Source organism: Labrys sp. Lb11, from assembly GCF_057554225.1.
Window position 1 is genome coordinate 176,277 of the sequence record NZ_BAAJOT010000007.1, and the last position, 19,658, is coordinate 195,934.

Annotated in this window: 18 protein-coding genes and 1 riboswitch; of the genes, 7 read left to right on the forward strand and 11 right to left on the reverse strand. The window is 70.0% G+C overall.

All coding sequences use genetic code 11. From position 1 onward, the window contains the following. Positions 1-7: 7 nt before the first annotated feature. A complete protein-coding gene (locus tag AC27L4_RS25880; RefSeq protein WP_487145410.1) occupies positions 8-1,129 on the forward strand; it encodes a sulfate/molybdate ABC transporter ATP-binding protein in 1,122 nt (373 codons plus the stop codon). Between the two features lie 208 nt (positions 1,130-1,337). Then, entirely contained in the window at positions 1,338-2,354 is a 1,017-nt protein-coding gene (locus AC27L4_RS25885) for a bile acid:sodium symporter family protein (RefSeq protein ID WP_487145411.1), read from the forward strand. On the opposite strand, the gene AC27L4_RS25890 is transcribed toward AC27L4_RS25885, so the two are convergent. From AC27L4_RS25890 to ybgC, 8 genes are all read right to left on the reverse strand, one after another. Then, positions 2,329-3,408, reverse strand: coding sequence for an FAD-binding oxidoreductase (locus AC27L4_RS25890; protein WP_487145673.1), 1,080 nt, complete (start codon positions 3,406-3,408; stop codon positions 2,329-2,331). The two genes, AC27L4_RS25885 and AC27L4_RS25890, sit on opposite strands and share 26 nt — an antisense overlap. A 22-nt stretch (positions 3,409-3,430) precedes the next feature. Next, a complete protein-coding gene (locus tag AC27L4_RS25895) occupies positions 3,431-4,678 on the reverse strand; it encodes an aromatic ring-hydroxylating oxygenase subunit alpha (RefSeq protein ID WP_487145412.1) in 1,248 nt (415 codons plus the stop codon). A 111-nt stretch (positions 4,679-4,789) separates the two neighbouring features. Next, a riboswitch (cobalamin riboswitch) is annotated at positions 4,790-4,993 on the reverse strand. A gap of 111 nt (positions 4,994-5,104) precedes the next feature. Continuing rightward, entirely contained in the window at positions 5,105-6,433 is a 1,329-nt protein-coding gene (tolB, locus tag AC27L4_RS25900; protein WP_487145413.1) for a Tol-Pal system beta propeller repeat protein TolB, read from the reverse strand. A gap of 45 nt (positions 6,434-6,478) precedes the next feature. Beyond that, positions 6,479-6,880 carry a hypothetical protein gene (locus AC27L4_RS25905; RefSeq protein ID WP_487145414.1) on the reverse strand — a complete coding sequence of 134 codons (402 nt, stop codon included), beginning with the start codon at positions 6,878-6,880 and terminating at the stop codon, positions 6,479-6,481. Next, positions 6,880-8,172: a hypothetical protein gene (locus tag AC27L4_RS25910; protein WP_487145415.1), complete on the reverse strand. Its 1,293-nt coding sequence runs from the start codon at positions 8,170-8,172 to the stop codon at positions 6,880-6,882. The genes AC27L4_RS25905 and AC27L4_RS25910 overlap by 1 nt, the downstream gene beginning before the upstream one ends. 7 nt (positions 8,173-8,179) lie before the next feature. Further along, complete coding sequence (gene tolR, locus AC27L4_RS25915) at positions 8,180-8,626, reverse strand: protein TolR (RefSeq protein ID WP_487145416.1); 447 nt, start codon at positions 8,624-8,626, stop codon at positions 8,180-8,182. Between the two features lie 13 nt (positions 8,627-8,639). Next, positions 8,640-9,359 carry a protein TolQ gene (gene tolQ, locus AC27L4_RS25920; protein WP_487145417.1) on the reverse strand — a complete coding sequence of 240 codons (720 nt, stop codon included), beginning with the start codon at positions 9,357-9,359 and terminating at the stop codon, positions 8,640-8,642. 568 nt (positions 9,360-9,927) lie between these two features. Next, a complete protein-coding gene (gene ybgC, locus AC27L4_RS25925; RefSeq protein WP_487145418.1) occupies positions 9,928-10,374 on the reverse strand; it encodes a tol-pal system-associated acyl-CoA thioesterase in 447 nt (148 codons plus the stop codon). Positions 10,375-10,476: 102 nt separating this feature from the next. Between ybgC and ybgF the strand changes: the two genes are divergently transcribed. The 3 genes from ybgF to ftsH all read left to right on the forward strand — a co-directional run bounded on the left by ybgF (position 10,477) and on the right by ftsH (position 14,578). Next, entirely contained in the window at positions 10,477-11,481 is a 1,005-nt protein-coding gene (ybgF, locus tag AC27L4_RS25930) for a tol-pal system protein YbgF (protein ID WP_487145420.1), read from the forward strand. Between the two features lie 22 nt (positions 11,482-11,503). Further along, the gene (gene tilS / locus AC27L4_RS25935; protein ID WP_487145422.1) at positions 11,504-12,547 is read left to right on the forward strand and encodes a tRNA lysidine(34) synthetase TilS; all 1,044 of its coding nucleotides are present in this window, start codon (positions 11,504-11,506) and stop codon (positions 12,545-12,547) included. A gap of 102 nt (positions 12,548-12,649) precedes the next feature. Next, a complete protein-coding gene (ftsH, locus tag AC27L4_RS25940; protein ID WP_487145423.1) occupies positions 12,650-14,578 on the forward strand; it encodes an ATP-dependent zinc metalloprotease FtsH in 1,929 nt (642 codons plus the stop codon). 241 nt (positions 14,579-14,819) lie between these two features. On the opposite strand, the gene AC27L4_RS25945 is transcribed toward ftsH, so the two are convergent. Beyond that, the gene (locus tag AC27L4_RS25945) at positions 14,820-15,053 is read right to left on the reverse strand and encodes a hypothetical protein (RefSeq protein ID WP_487145424.1); all 234 of its coding nucleotides are present in this window, start codon (positions 15,051-15,053) and stop codon (positions 14,820-14,822) included. A 695-nt stretch (positions 15,054-15,748) separates the two neighbouring features. On the opposite strand from AC27L4_RS25945, the gene AC27L4_RS25950 reads away from it, so the two are divergent. Continuing rightward, the gene (locus tag AC27L4_RS25950) at positions 15,749-15,982 is read left to right on the forward strand and encodes a hypothetical protein (RefSeq protein ID WP_487145425.1); all 234 of its coding nucleotides are present in this window, start codon (positions 15,749-15,751) and stop codon (positions 15,980-15,982) included. Between the two features lie 147 nt (positions 15,983-16,129). Here the strand turns inward: AC27L4_RS25950 and AC27L4_RS25955 are convergent, their stop codons facing one another. Together AC27L4_RS25955 and AC27L4_RS25960 are read right to left on the reverse strand one after the other, a co-directional pair. Then, positions 16,130-17,935 carry an ABC transporter transmembrane domain-containing protein gene (locus tag AC27L4_RS25955; protein WP_487145426.1) on the reverse strand — a complete coding sequence of 602 codons (1,806 nt, stop codon included), beginning with the start codon at positions 17,933-17,935 and terminating at the stop codon, positions 16,130-16,132. Next, positions 17,932-18,258, reverse strand: coding sequence for a hypothetical protein (locus tag AC27L4_RS25960; protein ID WP_487145427.1), 327 nt, complete (start codon positions 18,256-18,258; stop codon positions 17,932-17,934). Before AC27L4_RS25960 ends, AC27L4_RS25955 begins: the two co-directional genes overlap by 4 nt. On the opposite strand from AC27L4_RS25960, the gene mgtE reads away from it, so the two are divergent. Continuing rightward, positions 18,257-19,648, forward strand: coding sequence for a magnesium transporter (gene mgtE, locus AC27L4_RS25965; protein ID WP_487145428.1), 1,392 nt, complete (start codon positions 18,257-18,259; stop codon positions 19,646-19,648). The two genes, AC27L4_RS25960 and mgtE, sit on opposite strands and share 2 nt — an antisense overlap. The last annotated feature ends 10 nt before the right edge of the window (positions 19,649-19,658 follow it).

Below are 19,658 nucleotides of genomic sequence, written 5' to 3' on the forward strand. Positions count from 1 at the left end.
GTGCGTCATGGACATCCGCATCCAGGGGATCGCCAAGACCTACGGCCAGTCGCCGGCCCTGCACGGCGTCGACCTCGATATCCGCTCGGGCGAGCTGATCGGCCTGCTCGGCCCGTCCGGCTCGGGCAAGACGACGCTGCTGCGCATCATCGCCGGCCTGGAGAACCCGACCGGCGGCAAGATCTTCTTCGGCAACGACGACGCCTCCACCCGCACCGTGCAGGAGCGCCAGGTCGGCTTCGTCTTCCAGCACTACGCGCTGTTCCGCCACATGACGGTGGCCGACAACGTCGCCTACGGGCTGACCGTGCGGCCGCGCCGCCTGCGCCCGTCCGCTGCCGAGATCGCCCGGCGCGTCGGCGAGCTCCTGGAGCTGGTCCAGCTCGGCAGCTTCGGCCAGCGCTTCCCCGGCCAGCTCTCGGGCGGCCAGCGCCAGCGCGTCGCCCTGGCCCGGGCGCTGGCCGTGGAGCCCAGGGTGCTGCTGCTCGACGAGCCCTTCGGCGCGCTCGATGCCAAGGTGCGCAAGGATCTGCGCCGCTGGCTGCGCGAAATCCACGACAAGACCGGCCACACCACCGTCTTCGTCACCCATGACCAGGACGAGGCGCTGGAGCTGTCCGACCGCATCGCCATCCTCGACAAGGGCCGCATCGACCAGCTCGGCGTGCCCGACGACATCTATGACCATCCGGCCACGCCCTTCGTCTTCGGCTTCATCGGCGAGTCCAGCCGCATTCCGGCGGCGATCGCCGGCGGCCGCGTCACGGTCGACGGCACCGCCCTGGCGTTCGACGCCTCGGGCCTGCCCGATGGCCCGGCGACGCTGTTCGTCCGTCCGCACGACGTCTTCCTGGCCGAGGCCGGGCACGGCATCGTCAACGGCCTGGCGCTGGCCCAGCGCCGCGCCGGCGCCACACGCCGCATCGAGGTGGCGCTCGGCGCCCAGCGCACGGTGATCGAGGCGGATTTGCCGGCCGCCCGCCTCAGCGAGATCGGCAAGCCGATCGGCCTGCGCTTCCTTGGCGGCAGCGTCTTCACCGCTTCCGGCGAAGCGCGGCACTTCCGCGCCACGGCCGGCGGCGACACCGCCGGCCTCCTGCGTCCGCACGCCTTCGGCCTCGCCGGCTAAAGCGCTTTGCGATTTGACGGAATCGCGTCAAGCCGCAAATACGTCTCGAAACAAAGAGTTAGAGCAAAGCGCGTTTCCACCGAAACGCGCTTTGCTCCAGGGCACGTGGACGGGGCGGAGAGAGGGACGGCGCGCCCGGACCGGCCTTCCCTCCGCCCGCCCAACCCATTAGGGTTCGGCGGGCCCGTCCCGTCCCCGCAGGTTTGCCTTGTTCTCCCGTCTCCGGCTCGATCCCTTCACCGTCGCCATCGTCGGCGCCGTGCTGCTCGCCAGCCTGCTGCCCGTCCAGGGCCGGGCCGCCCACGCCTTCGGCATCGCCACCGACCTTGCGATCGCGCTGCTGTTCTTCCTGCACGGCGCCCGGCTGTCGCGCGACACGGTGATCGCCGGCGCCACGCATTGGCGGCTGCACCTGACGATCCTGGCCTGCACCTACGGCCTGTTCCCGGTGCTCGGCCTCCTGATCAACTGGACCCTGCCGGGGCTGCTCACGCCGGCGCTGACCGCCGGCATCCTCTACCTCTGCCTGCTGCCCTCGACCGTGCAGTCCTCCATCGCCTTCACCTCGATGGCGCACGGCAACGTGCCGGCCGCGGTCTGCGCCGCCTCGCTCTCCAACATCCTCGGCATCTTCCTGACGCCGGCCCTGGTCGGCCTCCTGTTCCACACCCAGGGTGTCGGCTTCTCCTCCGACGTGCTGCTGACCATCCTGGCCCAGTTGCTGCTGCCCTTCGTGCTCGGTCAGCTCGTGCAGCCGCTGGTCGGAGACTTCGTCCGCCGCCACCGCAAGGTGCTGAGCCTGGTCGACCGCGGCTCGATCCTGATGGTGGTCTATCTCGCCTTCAGCGAAGCGGTGGCGACCGGCCTCTGGCACCAGTTCTCGCTCGCCGCGCTCGGCGGCATGGCTCTCGTCGACGCCGCGCTGCTGGCCGCCGTGCTCGGCCTCACCACCTGGGGCAGCCGCCGCCTCGGCTTCTCGCGCGAGGACGAGATCGCCATCGTCTTCTGCGGCTCGAAGAAGAGCCTGGCCAGCGGCGTGCCCATGGCCAACGTCATCTTCGCCGGCCAGAACATCGGCGCCATCGTGCTGCCGCTGATGCTGTTCCACCAGATCCAGCTGATGGCCTGCGCCTGGCTCGCCCAGCGCTATGCCGGCGAGCACGCCAGGCGCGAGGCGACGCGGCAGGAGGGCGCCGCCGTCACGCCTCGACCTCCAGCGCCGTGAGCGGCCGCGAGCAGCAGGCCAGGATGTAGCCCTCGGCGATGTCGTCGTCGAGGATGCCGCCATTGTGGGCCATCTCGACCTCGCCCGCGATCTTCCTCACCCGGCAGGTGCCGCACAGGCCGGACTCGCAGGCGGCGGGAATGCGCACGCCATTGGCGCGGGCCGCCTGCAGCACCGTCTGCCCGGTGCCGCAGCGGGCCTCCACGCCCGACCCGGCAAAGTGGACCGCCAGGGTCTCGCCGGCCGCCGGCTGCGGCGCTTCGGCAGGGGCGGGCTCGGCCGCGGGCGTACCGAAGCTCTCCTGGTGGTAGGCGGCCATGTCGAGGCCGGCCGCCTCGAGCATGCCGCGCACGGCCCGCATGAACGGGTCCGGCCCGCAGCAGAACACCGTGCGCTCGCAGAAGTCCGGCGACAGCAGCGGCAGCCGGGCCGCGTCGATGCGTCCGACATGGCCGGCCCAGCCCTCTCCGCCCGACCGTTCCTCGACCAGGAAGGCCAGGGCGAGGCCCGGCATGCGGCCGCCGAGCCACTCCAGCTCGCGCCGGAAGATGATCTCCTCCGGCCGTCGGGCGCAATTGACGAAGGCGACGTCCGCCTCCGGCGCGCAGTCGCTCAGCCAGCGCAGCATCGACATCATCGGCGTGACGCCGGAGCCGGCGGAGATGAACAGGTACTTTCCCGCCGGGCGGCCCTGGTGGGTGAAGTCGCCCGCCGGCCCGAAGGCCCGCAGGCGCGCGCCCGGCCGGAGATTGTCGAACATCCAGCGGGTACCGATGCTGCCAGGCTGGGCCTTGACGGTGACGGCGATCGAGAAGGGCCGCGACGGCGAGGACGACAGCGTGTAGGTGCGCATCAGCGGCCCCTCGGCGGTGGGCAGTTCCAGCGTGATGAACTGCCCCGGCTTGTAGCGGAACCAGGTTCGCGCATCCGAGCGGAAGGTGAAGGTCTTCACCGCCGGCGCCTCGTCGGCGACACCGATCACCTCCAGCGCCTGCAGCCGGTCGTTCCACGGCGCCATCTCGTCGAGAGGGCGCAGGAGATGCATGTCGGTCATCGCGTTCACCGCCATCCCCTTCTCACGCGACGCTGCGCAGAGCGGGCTTGCCGCCCTCGGCGAGGCGCGGCTCCATGAAGCGCGCATACCAGTCGACGAACTGGATGACGCCGCCCTCGTGCAGCTCCGAATAGGGACCGGGCTCGTAGGCCGGCGAGCGGATGCCGAACGCGTTCTCCTCGACGATCCGGCGATCCTCGTCATTGGTCTCGGTCCAGACGTGGATCAGCTCCTGCAGATCGTAGTCGACGCCCTCGACCGCGTCCTTGTGCACCAGCCACTTGGTGGTGACCGCCGTCTCGGTGGCGCTGAGCGGCAGCACCCGGAAGGTCACGGCATGGTCGCCCAGCACATGGTTCCAGGTAGTCGGGTAGTGATAGAGCATCAGCGTGCCGATGCGGTCCTCCCGCACCCCGTCGATGAGGCGGCGGCGCACGGCCGGGCGGCCGGTGGCGGTGTAGCTGACCGCGTCGCGCAGCAGCGGCGCCCGCGTGGCGCGGTACTGGCCGGCCGGATCGATGCTGAAGCGCGAGGGCAGCCCGGCCTCCTCGCACCGGCGCCAGTGCTCCAGCATCTCCGGATCGCTCTCGGCGCCGCTGACGCCGGTCACCGCCGGTGTCTCCGGGAAGGTCTTGCACAGCTCGGGATGATTGGCCGCGCAATGATAGCACTCGCGGTTGTTCTCCCAGACCAGCTTCCAGTTGCCCTTCTCGACGATCGTGCTCTCATGCGCGACCTTGGCATCGGCCAGGGCGTGCGGCGCGAAATAGGGCTCCATCAGCGTGCGGAACGGCGCGAAGTCCATCGGCTCGCGGGCGAGGCAGATGAAGATGTAGCCGCCGACATTCTCGCAGGCCACGGGCTTGAGGCCGAACTCGCCCTTGTCGAAGCCCTCGGCCATCTGCCGGGCGAACAGGAGCTTGCCGTCGAGGTCGTAGGTCCATTGGTGATAGGGGCAGACCAGCCGGGCCGAGGTGCCGCGGGTGCCGGTGCACACGCGGCTGCCGCGGTGGCGGCAGGAATTGTGGAAGGCGCGGATCCGCCGCTCGCGGTCGCGGACCACCACGACGGGATAGTCGCCGACCTGCACGGTGAAATAGCTGCCGGGGCGGGCGACCTCGCAGTCATGGCCGACGAACAGCCAGTCGCGGTACCAGATCAGCTCCATGTCGAGCTTGTGGAACTCGGGGTCGATATAGAAAGGCTGCTCCAGGCTGAACCCATCCCGCCGCTGGCGGATCAGCCTGAGCATCTCGTGGCGCGTATCCATGTCCTGTCCTCGCAAGGGACCGAGCACGGCGGTGGCGGAGACACGAAATGCCGCCGGGCGCAGAGCCTGCCCGGCGCATGCTTGCCCCCTGACCGCCCACCGCGATCAGTCGAGTATCTCGGGTTCAAGGCTGGTTTCCGGGCTCCGAAGCGGTCCTGACGGACTGTCCCGACACCTTCCCGGGCCCATGGCCCAGTGGTCGTCGTCGGGACGCAACGCTTCGCTACCGTTGCGGGGGCAGCGCCGGCATCACACCGGCTTCCCAATTATCCCGCCGGCGCATTGCCGGCGGGCACCTTGAACGCGGCGATGTAACCACGAACGCCCTGCGCCCGTCGATGCGAAAGCGACGCTTTGCAGTGGCAAACGCGACCTCCGGCGGGCCGCGGACGCGCCGCCGCGGCGGCGCCGGGACGTCTCGCGCGCCTACCGCGTCAGCAGCGGCGACCAGGCCGGGTCGGAGCCGAAGCCCGGCGTCGGCACCCGCTGCTCGGGGAAGCCCATGATCGAGACCTGCCATAGCTGCGGCCCCTGGCCGAGGTCGCGGAAGAACATGAGGTAGAGGCCGTTCGGGGCCCAGGTCGGCCCCTCATTGTGGTAGCCCTCGGTGAGGACGCGCTCGCCGCGGCCGTCCGGCTTCATCACGCCGATGGCGAACTTGCCGGCGGCCTGCCGGGTGAAGGCGATCAGGTCGCCGCGCGGCGACCACACCGGGGTGGAATAGCGCCCTGCGCCGTAGGATATGCGCTGGGGATTCGAGCCGTCGGCGCCCATCACATAGATCTGCTGGTTGCCGCCGCGGTCGGACTCGAACACGATCTGCGAGCCGTCCGGCGAATAGCTCGGCGCGGTGTCGATGGAGGAATCGCTGGTCAGCTGCTGCACGGCGCGCGACTGCAGGTCCATCACCTGGATATTGGCCGTGCCGTTGTTCTCCAGGCTCATGATCACCCGCCGGCCGTCCGGCGAGAAGCGCGGCGAGAAGGTCATGCCGGGGAAGTTGCCGACCATCTCGCGCTGGCCGGTCTCCAGGTTGAGCAGGTAGACGCGCGGGTCGGCCTGCCCGAAGGACATGTAGGTCACTTCCTGGCTGGTGGGCGAGAAGCGCGGCGTCAGCACCAGGTCGTCGCCGCGGGTGAGGTAGCGCACATTGGCGCCGTCCTGGTCCATGATGGCGAGGCGCTTGCGCCGGGCCTCCTTGGAGCCGGTCTCGTCGACATAGACGATGCGCGTGTCGAAGCAGCCCTGCTCGCCGGTCATCGCCTTGAAGACGGCGTCGGAGATGATGTGGGCGATGCGCCGCCAGTCGCCGGGATTGCCGAAATATTGCTGCCCCTCGACCTGCTTGCCGGCGACGATGTCCCACAGCCGGAACTGCGCCCTGAGCCGGCCGTCGCCCTCCTTCGACACCCGGCCGGCGACCAGGGCCTGGGCATTGATCACCCGCCAGTCCTGGAAGCGCGGCGGCGAGTCCGGATTGGTGATCTGCTCGATGAACGCCTTCCGGTCCACCGGCTGGAACAGGCCGGAGCGCCGCAGATTGTTGGTGATCACGCCGGAAATGTCCGTGCCCGACTTGTCGGCCGCGATGAAGTCGGTGACCGCGATCGGGATCGGCTGGACGCTGCCGCCGGTGATGTCGACATGCAGGCGCCCGCTCTCCTGGGCCCGGGCGCGTGGGCCGAGGCCGAGGGCGGCGGTGGCGGCAAGGCCGGCGAGGACGGTGCGGCGGGTGGGGATCAGCAAGGTGGTCATCGGCTCGGGCTCGGGTGGCTGTCGCGGGCTGCCATCAGCCGCTCATCAGGTGGCGAATTCCAATTCGATCTCTTCCCGGGATTCGGAGAGATCGGGCGGAAGCTTGAGCGGGCGCTCGGGGGTGACGCAGCGCTGCACGGCGCGCAGGGCCGCGGCGGCGCTCGTGGCGCCGACCGGATATTCGAGGGCTCGAGGCTTCTCCGCCGGCGTGCGGTCCCGGTTCAGCCTCGCGCCGACGACGACGGCAAGCCGGGTGCTGCGCCCCGACGGTGCCTCGGGCGTCCGGCAAGGCGCGACATGCCGGCGGATCGCCGCGGCCGGGCTGGCGCGATCGGCCGTCCCGACCTTCGGGGCCTCGCCCGTCCGGCAGGCCGATGTGGCGGCCGCCGCGCCGACGAAAGCCGGCGCGTCATGCGCTCCTGCCGGACTGCCTCCGACTCCGGCCATCAGCCACCCGCCTCCATCTCGGCCGGATTGAAGTTGATCTCGAGGTTCTTCCAGCCCTCGTAGAGATTGGCCGGAAGCCTGAGCGGCTTGGAGTCGGTGACGCAGCGCTGGATGGCGCGGATCGCCGCCCCGGCGACCGCGGCGCCCGAGCCGCCAGCCTGCGGATATTTGAGGACCGACGGCGCGGCCGACAGGGTCCCGTCCGGATTGAGATTGACCTCGATCAGCACGGAAAGCTTGGACGGATCGGCGGCGAAGGTCGGCGAGCTCCAGCACGGCGCGACCTGCTGCCTGATCGAGCCGACCAGCGCGTTGCGCTCCGACAGCGACAGCTTGACCGCGGCGCCGCGCGGCGAGCCGAGGGCCGCGGTGGTCGAGGTCCGCGCGTCGGCAGTGGCGGCCCGGGCCGGGGCTTCCTTGCTGTTCAGGGCGGCCCGCGCGGACGAGGGCTTGCCGGCCAGCAGCTTGCTGATGTCGGCGGCGTTGAACTCCCGCTGCTTGGACGACGCACCGTCCGGCTTGGACGGCTTGGCGTCGGCGGCCTTCTGGTCGTTCGCCGCGGCCTCCGCCAGCTTGGCGAGCTGCTCCGCAGCCTTGGCCTCGGCCGCCTTGGCCTCGGCGACCTTGTTCGGCTTCTCGGCCGGCTTCTCCACGGGCTTCTCGACCGGCTTCGGCGGCTCGGGCTTCTTGTCCTGCTCGACCGGCTTGTCCGGCTCAGCCGCCTTGAGCGCCAGCTCGTCGAGCTTCTGCGTCTCCGCCTTCGGGATCGGCTTGGGCTCGGGCTTGGGCGGCTCGACCTTCTTCGGCTCAGGCTTCGGCGGCTCGGCCTTGGCCACCGGCTTGGGCGGCTCGGGTTTCGGCGGCTCGACCTTGGGCGCCGGCTTCGGCGGCTCGGTCTTGGCGACCGGCTCCGGCGGCTTCGGCTCGGGTTTCCGCGGCGGCTCGGGCACCGGCGGCGTCGGCTCGAGCTTGGCCATCTGCTCCGGCTTCGGCTCGGGCAGCGGCGGGCGCTCGGGCGGCTGGGCGACGGCCTCGCGCTTGACGGTCTCGACCCGGCTTTCCTCCACCGGCGTCGGCTCCGCGGCCTTGTCGGCGCGGGTCTGCGGCTTCTCCTGGGGCTTGGCGGTCTTCTCGCCCTTGGTCAGGGCGTCGAACTGCTCCGGCGTCATGATCTCCACCGGCAGGCTCTCCACCGCAGGCGGCAGCGGCGCCGGCCCCGGCATGGCGAACAGCGCCGCCGCCAGGACCAGGACGTGCGTCGCCGCCGAGACGGGAAGCCCGTAATCCTTCATCGCGTCCTCAGCTCTCCGGATCGGTGATCAGCGCGACCTTCTTGAAGCCGGCACCGGAGATCTTGCCCATGACCTGCATGACCTGGCCGTAGTTCACGGCCTTGTCGCCGCGCACGAAGACCCGCTCCTCGTAGCCCTGCTGGGCGATCGAGGTGAGCTTCGGCACCACTTCGTCGAGGGTAACCTTGGTTTCCTGCAGGTAGATGTCGCCCTTGCCGTCGACCGAGACGGTGAGCGGATCCTTGTCCTGGTTCAGGGCGTTGGCCTCGGCCTTCGGCAGGTCGAGCGGCACGCCGGCGGTGAGCAGCGGCGCCGCCACCATGAAGATGATCAAGAGACACAGCATGACGTCGATGAACGGCGTCATGTTGATGTCGGCGATCGGCCCCTTGCGCCCCCCGCGCCTGCGCCGGCCGCCGGCCCCGCCACTCGTACCCGCAACTCCTGCACCCATCGTTCCAGTCTCCTCAGGCCGCCATCCGCTCATCGATCTGACGCGACAGGATCGCCGCGAACTCGTCGGCGAAGCCTTCGAGCCGCGCTTGCTGCTTGACGACCTCTGCATTGAACTTGTTGTAGGCGATGACCGCGGGGATCGCCGCCACCAGGCCCATGGCCGTCGCGAACAGCGCCTCGGAAATACCGGGCGCCACCGCCGCCAACGACGTGTTCTTCGATGCGGCGATCGACTGGAACGCCGTCATGATGCCCCACACCGTGCCGAACAGGCCGATGAACGGGCCGGACGAGCCCACGGTCGCCAGCACCAGCAGTTTCGACTCCAGCCGCTCGACCTCGCGCTGGATGGTGACGTCCATCACCTTCTCGATGCGCGCCTGCAGCCCCAGGAACGATCGGCCGGGCTGCTCGAGCGAGCGCTTCCACTCGCGCATCGCCGCGACGAACAGCGCCGCCATGCCGCTGGTCTGGCGCTGCGCCAGCGAGCGATACAGCTCCTCCAGGCTCTGCCCCGACCAGAAGGTCTGCTCGAAGCGGTTCATTGCACTGCGCGAGCGCGTGTAGAGGATCGACTTGTCGAAGATGATGGCCCAGCACCACACCGAAGCGCCGAGCAGGCCGAGCATGACCAGCTTCACCACCCAGTGGGCCTGCCAGAACAGGGCCCAAAGCGATACGTCGCTCGTCGCCGCCAGGGCCGTCGCGGCGATTTCGGGGGTTGAGTTCATGACATTCTTGTCCTCGTCCGGGCACCCGGGGGCCAGGATCGCGCCGATTGAAACGATGCGGGATCGTCGGGTCTGATTGTGCAACGCAACAACAGAAAACCCATGATTTCCTTCATCGCTGTCGAATGTGACCGCAGTACGGCACGAACCCGGCGCCGCAAAGGGCGGCGCTTTCCGGTTCCAGTGACGGTTTCTATGGTTAACAACCGGTTACAATCCAACGGCTTTTCAGCAAAATGTCCATATGCTGCAACGCAAAAACAAAGGATGGCCCGACTCGGCGAAGCAGCGTGCAGGGAAAAATTTACCATGACCGCGACGATCTCTCTCAGTCCTGTCCGGCAGGCTCGCGCATTTTTGGCCGGGAGTGAGGTTGCCGGGCAACAGTCGAACGGACTTCGCCGCCTGCCGACACGGGAACGGCAGGGCTTTGGGCGCGGCACAACTTGCCGGAGAGGGGGATCTTGCACCGATGCACTGTCCCCGCCCCCCGGGGCCTGGGATTCTTCACAATCCCCGCGCGGCCGAAACTGGGCGCGGCGCCGCATCTTCTATACCGCCAGCGGCGTCAGGCCTGGTCCCCGTTTCCGAGCGCCGCGCGCATGGCGGAGGGCAGGCGCTGCGGCCGGCCGGCCTTGATGCAGACGACCCGGACCTGCGCCGTGGTCAGCACCTCTTCGCCGCGGCTCAACGTCTGGACGAGGCGCAGGGACGACGCGCTGACCTCTCCCACCCGGGTCTCCACCACCACGACGTCGTCCATCCGAGCCGGCCTGACATAGTCGATCGTCATCGTGCGCACGGCGAAGGAGGCGCCGGTCTCTTCGTACAGCGCCTTCTGGTCGATGCCGATGGCGCGGACGAACTCGGTGCGGCCCCGCTCGAAGAAGCGCAGATAATTGGCGTGGTAGACCACGCCGCTGAAGTCGGTGTCCTCGTAATAGACCCGCAGCGCCAGTGTGTGGCGGCCGCCCTGCAGCAGGCCGCCCGAAACGGAAACGAAATTCTCGCTCATTCCCCGCAGGTAGCATGAGCGAACGGCGAACTTCAAAATTTCGCCGAACTCGATGGTTGTGCTATCGACGGCCAACCCTGTCGCCCAAGCCGCCGGTCCCTGATGAATCGCCTCACGCTCCGTCTCGCAGCAGCCGTTTTCGCCCTGTCCGCCGCCCCGGCCCTTGCCGGTCCCTTCGATCCGGGCGCGCTGCGGCCGCCGGCCCTGGTCGGCGACGACCATGTCGTGCAGGTCCAGGATGGCACCATCGGTGACCTCGTGGCGCGCGTCCAGCGCCTGGAGGGCCAGAACCGCCAGTTGACCGGACAGGTACAGGAACTGCAGAACCAGCTGCGCCGCACCCTCGACGACTTCAACCGCTATCGCGAGGACACCGAATACCGCCTCCAGGCGGTCGAGGGTGGCGGCAAGGCCGCTCCGGCGAAGCCGCAGAAGCGGACGGATATCGCCCCGCCGCCGGCGCAGCGCCAGGCCACCCTCGCCCCGCCGCCGCAGACCCTCGGCACCCTGCCGGCCGACCCCGGCCCGCCCATGCTCGACAATGGCGGGCAATATCCGCCCGACGACCCGCAGGCGATGGGCGACCCGAACGCGCCCATGGCCCTGCCGGGCGGCGCTCCCGCCCAGGCCCAGCCGAGGTCGTCGCTGACCCCGCCCGGCTTGCCGGGTGTCGCCGTCAACACGGCGGTGGCACCGCCGGTCTCGCCCCAGGCGGCGGCGCCGCGCACGCCCGAGGAGGAGTACGCCGCCGACTACCGCCTGATCGAGAGCGGCAACTACGATGCGGCGGAGACCGCCTTTCGCAGATTCCTCGCCTCCTATCCCAAGGATAAGCGCGTGCCGGACGCTATCCATTGGGTGGGCGAGAGCCTGTTCCAGCGCAAGCAGTACCGCGAGGCCGCCGAGCAGTTCCTGACGGTGACCAAGTCCTATTCGGGCTATCGCCGCGCGCCCTCCAGCATGTACCGGCTCGGCATGTCGCTCGCCGCGCTCGGCGAGAAGGAAGCGGCCTGCGCCACCTTCCAGGCCATCGGTTCCAAGTATCCGAACGCCGCCGCCACGGTGAAGAACGGCGTCGCCCGCGAGACCCAGAAGAACGGCTGCTGAGGCGGCGGAGCGCGGCCCGCCGATGGGCACGGCCGCCGCCCCGGTCGACGCGGCCGAGCTGCCGGCGCTGCTGCGCGGCTTCGAGGGCCGCCGCGGCGTGGTGCTGGCCGTGTCCGGCGGGGCCGATTCGACGGCGCTGCTGCTGCTGGCGGCGCGCTGGACCGCCGCCGGCGGCGCGACGCCGCTGACCGTCGCCACGGTCGACCATGGCCTGCGGCCCGAGGCGGCAGGCGAGTGCGCCGCGGTCGCGGCCTTGGCGGCGCGGCTGGCCCTGCCCTGCCGGATGCTGCGCTGGGACGCGGCCAGACCGGCCGCCCGCCTGCAGGAGCGGGCGCGCGAGGCCCGCTACGCCCTGCTGGCCGGCCTTACCCGCGAGGTCGGCGCCGATGCCATCGCCACCGCCCACACCCTCGACGACCAGGCCGAGACCGTGCTGATGCGGCTTGCGCATGGCTCGGGCATCGACGGGCTGGCGGCGATGCGCCCGCAGACGACGCGCTCGGGCCTCGCCCATCTGCGCCCGCTGCTCGACCTGTCCAGGGCGCGGCTGGTCGCGACGCTGCGCGCGGCCGGCGTCGCCTGGATCGAGGATCCGTCCAACGCCGATCCGCGCTTCGAGCGCGTGCGGGCCCGCCGGTTGCTCGCCCTCACCGCCGGCGCCGGGCTGACCGCGCCACGTCTCGCCGCCCTCGCCCGCCGGGCGGGGCGGGCCGCGGCGGCGCTGGACGAGGCTGCCGCGACGCTGCTCGACCGGCTGGCGCGCGCCGACGGCGAGCATCTGCACCTGGCCGGCCCGGCATTCGTCGCCGCCGCGCCGGAGCTGCGCCTGCGCGTGCTTGCGCTGGCGGTCGACCGCGTCGTGCCGGCGCCCGGCTACCCCCTGCGCCTCGAGCGCCTGGAGGCGCTCGAGGCCGCGCTCGCGGCGGCGAGCAGCCATGGCCGGCCGCTGCGCCGCACTCTGGGCGGCGCCCTGATCGCCGCCGCCGCCGACGGGAGCCTGACGCTCGCGCCGGAGGGGCCGCGACGCCGCGGCCGTCCCGTCGATCCGGCGGAAAGCCGTCCATGACGACGCTCCGCCTTGGCATTTCCACCACGGACGCCTAGATTAGGGCCAACGGTTGGTGGAACTCCCCGCACCGGCGGGTTGTCCGCCGCATGAAGGTTCGAGATGAACGCAAATTTCCGCAATTTCGCCCTGTGGGTGATCATCGTCCTGCTGCTGCTGGCGCTGTTCACGCTGTTCCAGAACCCCGGGCAGCGCACGGCGTCGAACGAGATCTCGTATAGCGAGCTTCTGACCCAGGCCGATCGCGGCAATGTGAAATCGGTCGAGATCGCCGGCTCGCAGCTGACCGGCGTCTATACCAACAACACCACCTTCACCACCAACCTGCCCAACGACTCCTCGCTGGTGCAGCGCCTGGCGGCCAAGAACGTCGACATCAGCGCCCGCGCGCCCGGCGACGGCTCGCCCTGGTTCCTGCAGATCCTGATCAACCTCCTGCCCTTCCTGGCGCTGATCGCCGTCTGGGTGTTCCTGTCGCGCCAGATGCAGGGCGCCGGCGGCAAGGCCATGGGCTTCGGCAAGTCCAAGGCCAAGCTTCTGACCGAGGCGCATGGCCGCGTCACCTTCGAGGACGTGGCCGGCATCGACGAGGCCAAGGAGGACCTGCAGGAGATCGTCGAGTTCCTGCGCGATCCGCAGAAGTTCCAGCGCCTGGGCGGGCGCATCCCGCGCGGCGTGCTGCTGGTCGGCCCGCCCGGCACCGGCAAGACGCTGACCGCCCGTGCGGTCGCCGGCGAAGCCAACGTGCCGTTCTTCACCATCTCCGGCTCGGACTTCGTCGAGATGTTCGTCGGCGTCGGCGCCTCGCGCGTGCGCGACATGTTCGAGCAGGCCAAGAAGAACGCGCCCTGCATCATCTTCATCGACGAGATCGACGCGGTCGGCCGCCATCGCGGCGCGGGCCTGGGCGGCGGCAACGACGAGCGCGAGCAGACGCTGAACCAGCTCCTGGTCGAGATGGACGGCTTTGAGGCCAACGAAGGCATCATCATCATCGCCGCCACCAACCGTCCCGACGTGCTCGACCCGGCGCTGCTGCGGCCCGGCCGCTTCGACAGGCAGGTCGTGGTGCCCAACCCCGATGTCGGCGGCCGCGAGAAGATCCTGAAGGTGCATGTGCGCAAGGTGCCGCTGGCCCCCGACGTCGATCTCAAGATCATCGCCCGCGGCACGCCCGGCTTCTCCGGCGCGGACCTGATGAACCTCGTCAACGAGTCGGCCCTGATGGCCGCCCGGCGCGGCAAGCGCATGGTCACCCATGCCGAGTTCGAGGACGCCAAGGACAAGATCATGATGGGCGCCGAGCGCAAGACGCTCGCCATGTCCGAGGAAGAGAAGAAGCTGACCGCCTATCACGAGGCCGGCCACGCCATCGTCGGCCTGAACGTGCCGGCCGGCGTGCCGGTGCACAAGGCGACGATCATCCCGCGCGGCCGCGCGCTCGGCATGGTCAAGTTCCTGCCCGAAGGCGACCGCTACTCCATGAAGTACAAGGAGTATACCTCGCAGCTCGCCGTCGCCATGGGCGGCCGCGTGGCGGAGGAGATGATCTTCGGCCGCGAGAACGTCACCTCCGGCGCGGTCGGCGACATCGACCAGGCCACCAAGATGGCGCGCGCCATGGTCACGCGCATGGGCTTCTCCAACGAGCTCGGCATGGTCGCCTATGGCGACAACCAGGAAGAGGTCTTCCTCGGCATGTCGATGGGCCGCCAGCAGAACGTCTCGGAGGCGACCGCCCAGAAGATCGACGCCGAGGTGCGCCGCCTGGTCGAGGAAGGCTATCGCGAGGCCCAGCGCATCCTCACCGAGAAGCGCCACGACTTCGAGACCCTGGCCGAGGCCCTGCTCGAGTACGAGACGCTGTCGGGCGACGAGATCCGGGAGCTGCTGCGCGGCAACCCGCCCCACCGCGACGCCGGCGACGAGCCGCCTTCCTCCTCGCGCGGCTCGGCCATCCACACCACCAAGTCCCGCAAGACCCCGCCCAAGGCGGATCCGGGCGGGCTGGAGCCGGCCCCCTCCGCCTGAGGGTCACGGACAATTCCAGGGGCGGGTCCGCAGGGACCCGCCCCTTTGCTTTGGGACGGTGCGGCGGTCGCCTTGCTCCGGCCGGCGTGGCATGACCGACGCGCCGCGTCGTGGCACCCGATAGGTTATCGAAGCGGCAGGGCTGCGACATGCTCCTGCCCGGGCGCGCCGCCGGACGGCGGAGGAGCCTGGCTCGCTTCCCGGATGGCGCAGGCAGGTGCCGCGTCGGTGCCGCTCGGCCCTACTGCGCGGGTTTGGCCGGTTCGGCCGCGCTGGCACGGGTCGGTACCGAGCCGACCACGTCCACCAATGGCGCACCGGCGGCTGCAGCCTGCGGCCGGGCCGGCGCATCGGCATAACGAAGATAGGTCGTGGCCGCCGCGGCCACGCAGGCTGCCACCACGGCGAAGGCGAGCACGGCCGGCACGAAGCGCCGCGCGAACAGGCCGAACCGGCCCAGCCACAAGATTGCCATGCCCAACTCCCGAGACTCCACGCTGACTTGCTGCGCCGGGAGGTAGACCAGGGTTTCGGGGCCGCATTAGGGCACAGGCCGGCCGATTTCTGGGAACAGCCTTTCCGCACCGTTAAGGCGATGTCCGGGACTAAGTGCTTCACCTCCATTTTGTGAAGCCCTCCTGTGGGCGAGATGGGCTCCATGCCGGACTTGCCGCGCCGCCCGCGTCTTCCCTCCCCCGGCAAGTCGGATGTTTCCGACTTGCCTTCCTTGTCTGCCCATCTCGGGAACACCCGAGATGGGTGGGGAGGGATACAGGGTGGGGGTCGTGCAGGATAGGATGAACCCTACGTCTACGACCCCCAGCCCTTCACCCCTCCCCGCAAAGGGGAGGGGACCGGCCGGCGTCGCGCCTGGAGCACTTATTCGCGGAACGCCTAAGAACACCAGGTTCGCGTCGCGCTCGGACGCGGTTCCTCACGCCCAACCGCCGCCGGACAAAGCGGAGACCCGCAGCTTCGAGGCAATCGAATGACCTCACGACGGGGCCGTCGTCGGCCAAACGACAAGGTTCGGACGGGTCTTGCCGCCGGATGGCACGAGTGTCTCAGGATGACGACGGGAAGTCGCGCCGATCGGATGCCCGATGCGGGCGGCAAAATGTCTCAATCTTCGGGCGGGCGTTGTCACTCACCTGTCGCCGACTTCCGGCCATGGAGCTTTCCGACCGCATGACGGTCGCATATCTGGACAGGTGCTCCATGACGCTCCGACTGATAGTCTTGCTGGCCTTGGCGAGCCTCGCCTCTGCGCCGGCATTCGCATCGCACGGCAACCCGAAGGACTTCTCCGCCGTGCAGCGATGGGTGCCGAAGAAGGCCGCCGACACGGTCGCGGCCCATCCCGACGCTCCCAAGTGCGCCGGAAAGGCCTGCCGGCATCGCTGATGCCGTCCGCCGGCGAACCCGCGGTCGCACCAGGGACGACGGCCACGAGCCCGACCCGATTCCGCCTGGCGAAACTGGGCGGGACGACGTTCCGGGACGGTCTTGTCCGGAACACCGGCGCCGTGGCCCGCCGGCGTCGCGGCCGCCTCAGGCGGCCGCGTCCTTCATGCCGAACTGCAACTCGGCCAGGCGGGCGTAGAGCCCGCCCCGGGCCGCCAGCACCGCATGGGTGCCCTCCTCGACGATGCGGCCCTCGTCCATCACCACGATCCGGTCGGCGGCCAGCACCGTCGACAGGCGGTGGGCGATGACCAGCGTGGTGCGGCCGTGCATCAGCCGGTCGAGGGCCTGCTGCACCGCGGTCTCGCTCTCCGAATCGAGCGCCGACGTCGCCTCGTCGAGCAGCAGCACCGGCGCGTCCTTGAGGATGGCGCGGGCAATGGCGATGCGCTGGCGCTGTCCGCCCGACAGCGTCACGCCGCGCTCGCCGATCGGGGTGTCGTAGCCCTGCGGCATGGCGCGGATGAAGCCGTCGGCAGCCGCCAGGCGCGCCGCCTCCTCCACCTCGGCGTCGCTGGCGTCGGGCCGGCCGAAGCGGATGTTGTCGCGGGCGCTGGCGCCGAACACCACCGGATCCTGCGGCACCAGAGCCAGGCGCCGGCGCAGCGCCGCGGGATCGGCCTCGCGCAGGACGACGCCGTCGAGCAGCAGCCGTCCGTCCTGCGGGTCGTAATAGCGCAGCAGCAATTGCAGCAGGGTGCTCTTGCCGGCGCCCGAGGGGCCGACGATGGCGAGCGTCTCGCCGGGCTTCACCGCCAGGGTCAGATGCTCCAGCACCTTGCGGTCGGGCTGGGCGGGGTAGGCGAAGGACACGTCCTCGAAGCGGATGGCGCCGCGGCCGGGCTCGGGCAGCGGCGTCGGGCGGGCCGGGGCGGCGATCGCCGGCTTCTCGGCCAGGAGTTCGCCGAGCCGCTCGGCGGCGCCGGCCGCCTGGCCGATCTCGGCCCAGACCTGGCTGAGCTCGGACAAGGCCCCGGCGCCGAACACCGCATAGAGCACGAACTGGCTGAGCGTGCCGGCGGTGAGGCGCCCCTCGATCACGTCATGGGCGCCGTACCACAGCACGGCCACCACCGAGCCGAAGACCAGGAAGATGGCGATCGAGGTCAGCAGCGCGCGCGTCCGGGTCGAGTCCGCCGCCGCGTCATAGGCCTTCTCCACCTCGCCGGAGAACCTGGCCGTGGCCAGCCGCTCGGCGGTGAAGGCCTGCACGGTGCGCATGGAGCCGATCATCTCGGAGGCATAGGCCGAGGCCTGGGCGAGCATGTCCTGGGCCAGGCGCGAGCGGCGACGGACATTGCGGCCGAAGGCCACCAGCGGCAGCACGATCACCGGAATCGCCACCAGCACCAGGGCGGACAGGCGCGGGCTGGTGATCACCATCATGATGACGGCGCCGGCGAACAGGAACAGGTTGCGCAGCGCCACCGAGGCGGAGGAGCCGAACGCGGCCTTGATCTGAGTGGTGTCGGCGGTGAGGCGCGAGACCACCTCGCCGGTGCGGGCCGTGTCGAAGAAGGCCGGGGAAAGCCGGGTCAGGTGCTCGAACACGGCGGTGCGCACATCCGCCACCACCCGCTCGCCCAGCGTCATCACCAGGTAGTAGCGCGAGGCGCTGGCCACGGCGAGCACGGCCGCCACGCCGAGCATGGCCAGGAAATAGTCGTTGATATAGGCGGCATTGTCGGCGCTGAACCCGAAATCGATCATTCGTCTGAGCGCCAGCGGCACCACCAGCGTCGCGCCGGAGGCGGCGAGCAGGGCGAAGAAAGCCGCGACCACGCGGCCCTTGTAGCGCAGCGCGTAGGGCGCCAGCCCCAGCAGCGGACCGAAGGTCCGGCGCCGGCCCGCGGCCCTGGTTTCAGCGTCCGAAACGGGGGATCCTGTGGTCAAGCCGTCCTCATCAAAAATCGGCGCGACAATGCCGCGCCGCGCCGGAGATCGCAATCTTTGCCGCCATTTCCGGCCGCTTCAGTTTGCCACGCCGTGCGCCGGCGCACGCTGCGATTTTCCTTGACGCAGCGCAGCAGGAGGCGCAAGTCGTGCACAGCTCGCGCGCAGGTCCGTCCTGCGCCGGGCCTCACCGGAACAACCCCATCAATGCCCAGCGACAGTCTTAGTCGATTGTTCTTGCCGTCTCCGGCGATTGTGATCTGACCGCGTCCGCGGCTCACCACGATCGGTCGGCGACGGCCGATCGAGAGGAAGTGAGCCATGGAAGACCTCGTTGAGGCGGCCGCCCCGGTCGTCGAAGCCAACAACGTGGCCGCCGACGATGTTCTGGCCGCCTGTCTGGCGCTGGACCACGTGGCCGACATCGTCGAGCTGCTGAACGAGCATGAGCTCGACGAGCAGGCGCATGTCCTCGTCCACCTGCCCGACGAGCGGGCGATCGAGGTGCTCGACCAGCCGGGCCTCGACGATCCCGCCGGCCTGATCGAGGCCCTGCCGACCGACCGCGCCCTCAAGCTGATGGCCGGCATGTCCGCCGACCGGGTGGCGGAGGTCTTCCGCTACATGAACGACCCGCCGCGGGGCGACCTCCTGCGCCAGCTCGATCCCGAGACCCGGGCGGCGCTCGACCGCGTGCTGTCCTATCCCGAGGCCACGGCCGGCAGCCTGATGACCACCGAGTTCGTCAGCGTGCCCGCCACCTGGACGGTGGAGCAGACCCTCGACCATATCCGCCGGGTCGAGCGCACGCGCGAGACCATCTACGCCATCTACGTGCTCGATCCCAAGACGCGGACCCTGCTGAAGTCGGTGGCGCTGCGCCGCCTGATCACCGCCGACCCCAAGGCGCCGGTGACCACGGCGGCCCGCTACGACAAGCCGGTGACGGTGGGCCCGCTGGTCGACCGGGAGGAGGTCGCGCGCCTGATCTCCAAATACGACCTGCTGGCCGTGCCGGTGGTCGACGATGCGCGCCATCTCATCGGCATCGTCACCGTCGACGACGTCATCGACGCCATCGTCGCCGAGGGCACCGAGGACGCCCAGAAGTTCGGCGGCATGGAGGCGCTCGACGAGCCCTACGACCAGATCGGCTTCTTCCAGATGATCAAGAAGCGGGCCGGCTGGCTGTGCGTCCTGCTGCTCGGCGAGATGCTGACCGCCAGCGCCATGCAGTATTTCGAGGGCGAGCTGGAAAAGGCGATCGTCCTGACCCTGTTCATTCCGTTGATCATGTCCTCGGGCGGCAATTCCGGCTCGCAGGCGACGTCGCTGCTGATCCGCGCCCTCGCCCTCAACGAGGTGAAGCTGCGGGACTGGTGGCGCGTGGCGCTGCGCGAGCTTCCCACCGGCGTGGTGCTCGGCGCCATTCTCGGCGCCGTCGGCATCGCGCGCGTCATCGTCTGGCAGAAGCTCGGCTTCTACGACTATGGCGAGCACTGGATCCTGATCGCCGCCACCATCGGCGCGGCCCTGACCGCGATCGTCACCTTCGGTTCGCTGACCGGCTCGATGCTGCCTTTCATCCTCAAGCGCGTCGGCTTCGACCCGGCCAGCGCCTCGGCGCCGCTGGTCGCCACCCTGGTCGACGTCACCGGGCTGGTGATCTACTTCAGCGTCGCCCTGGTGATCCTGCGCGGCACGCTGCTCTGAGCACAAGCGG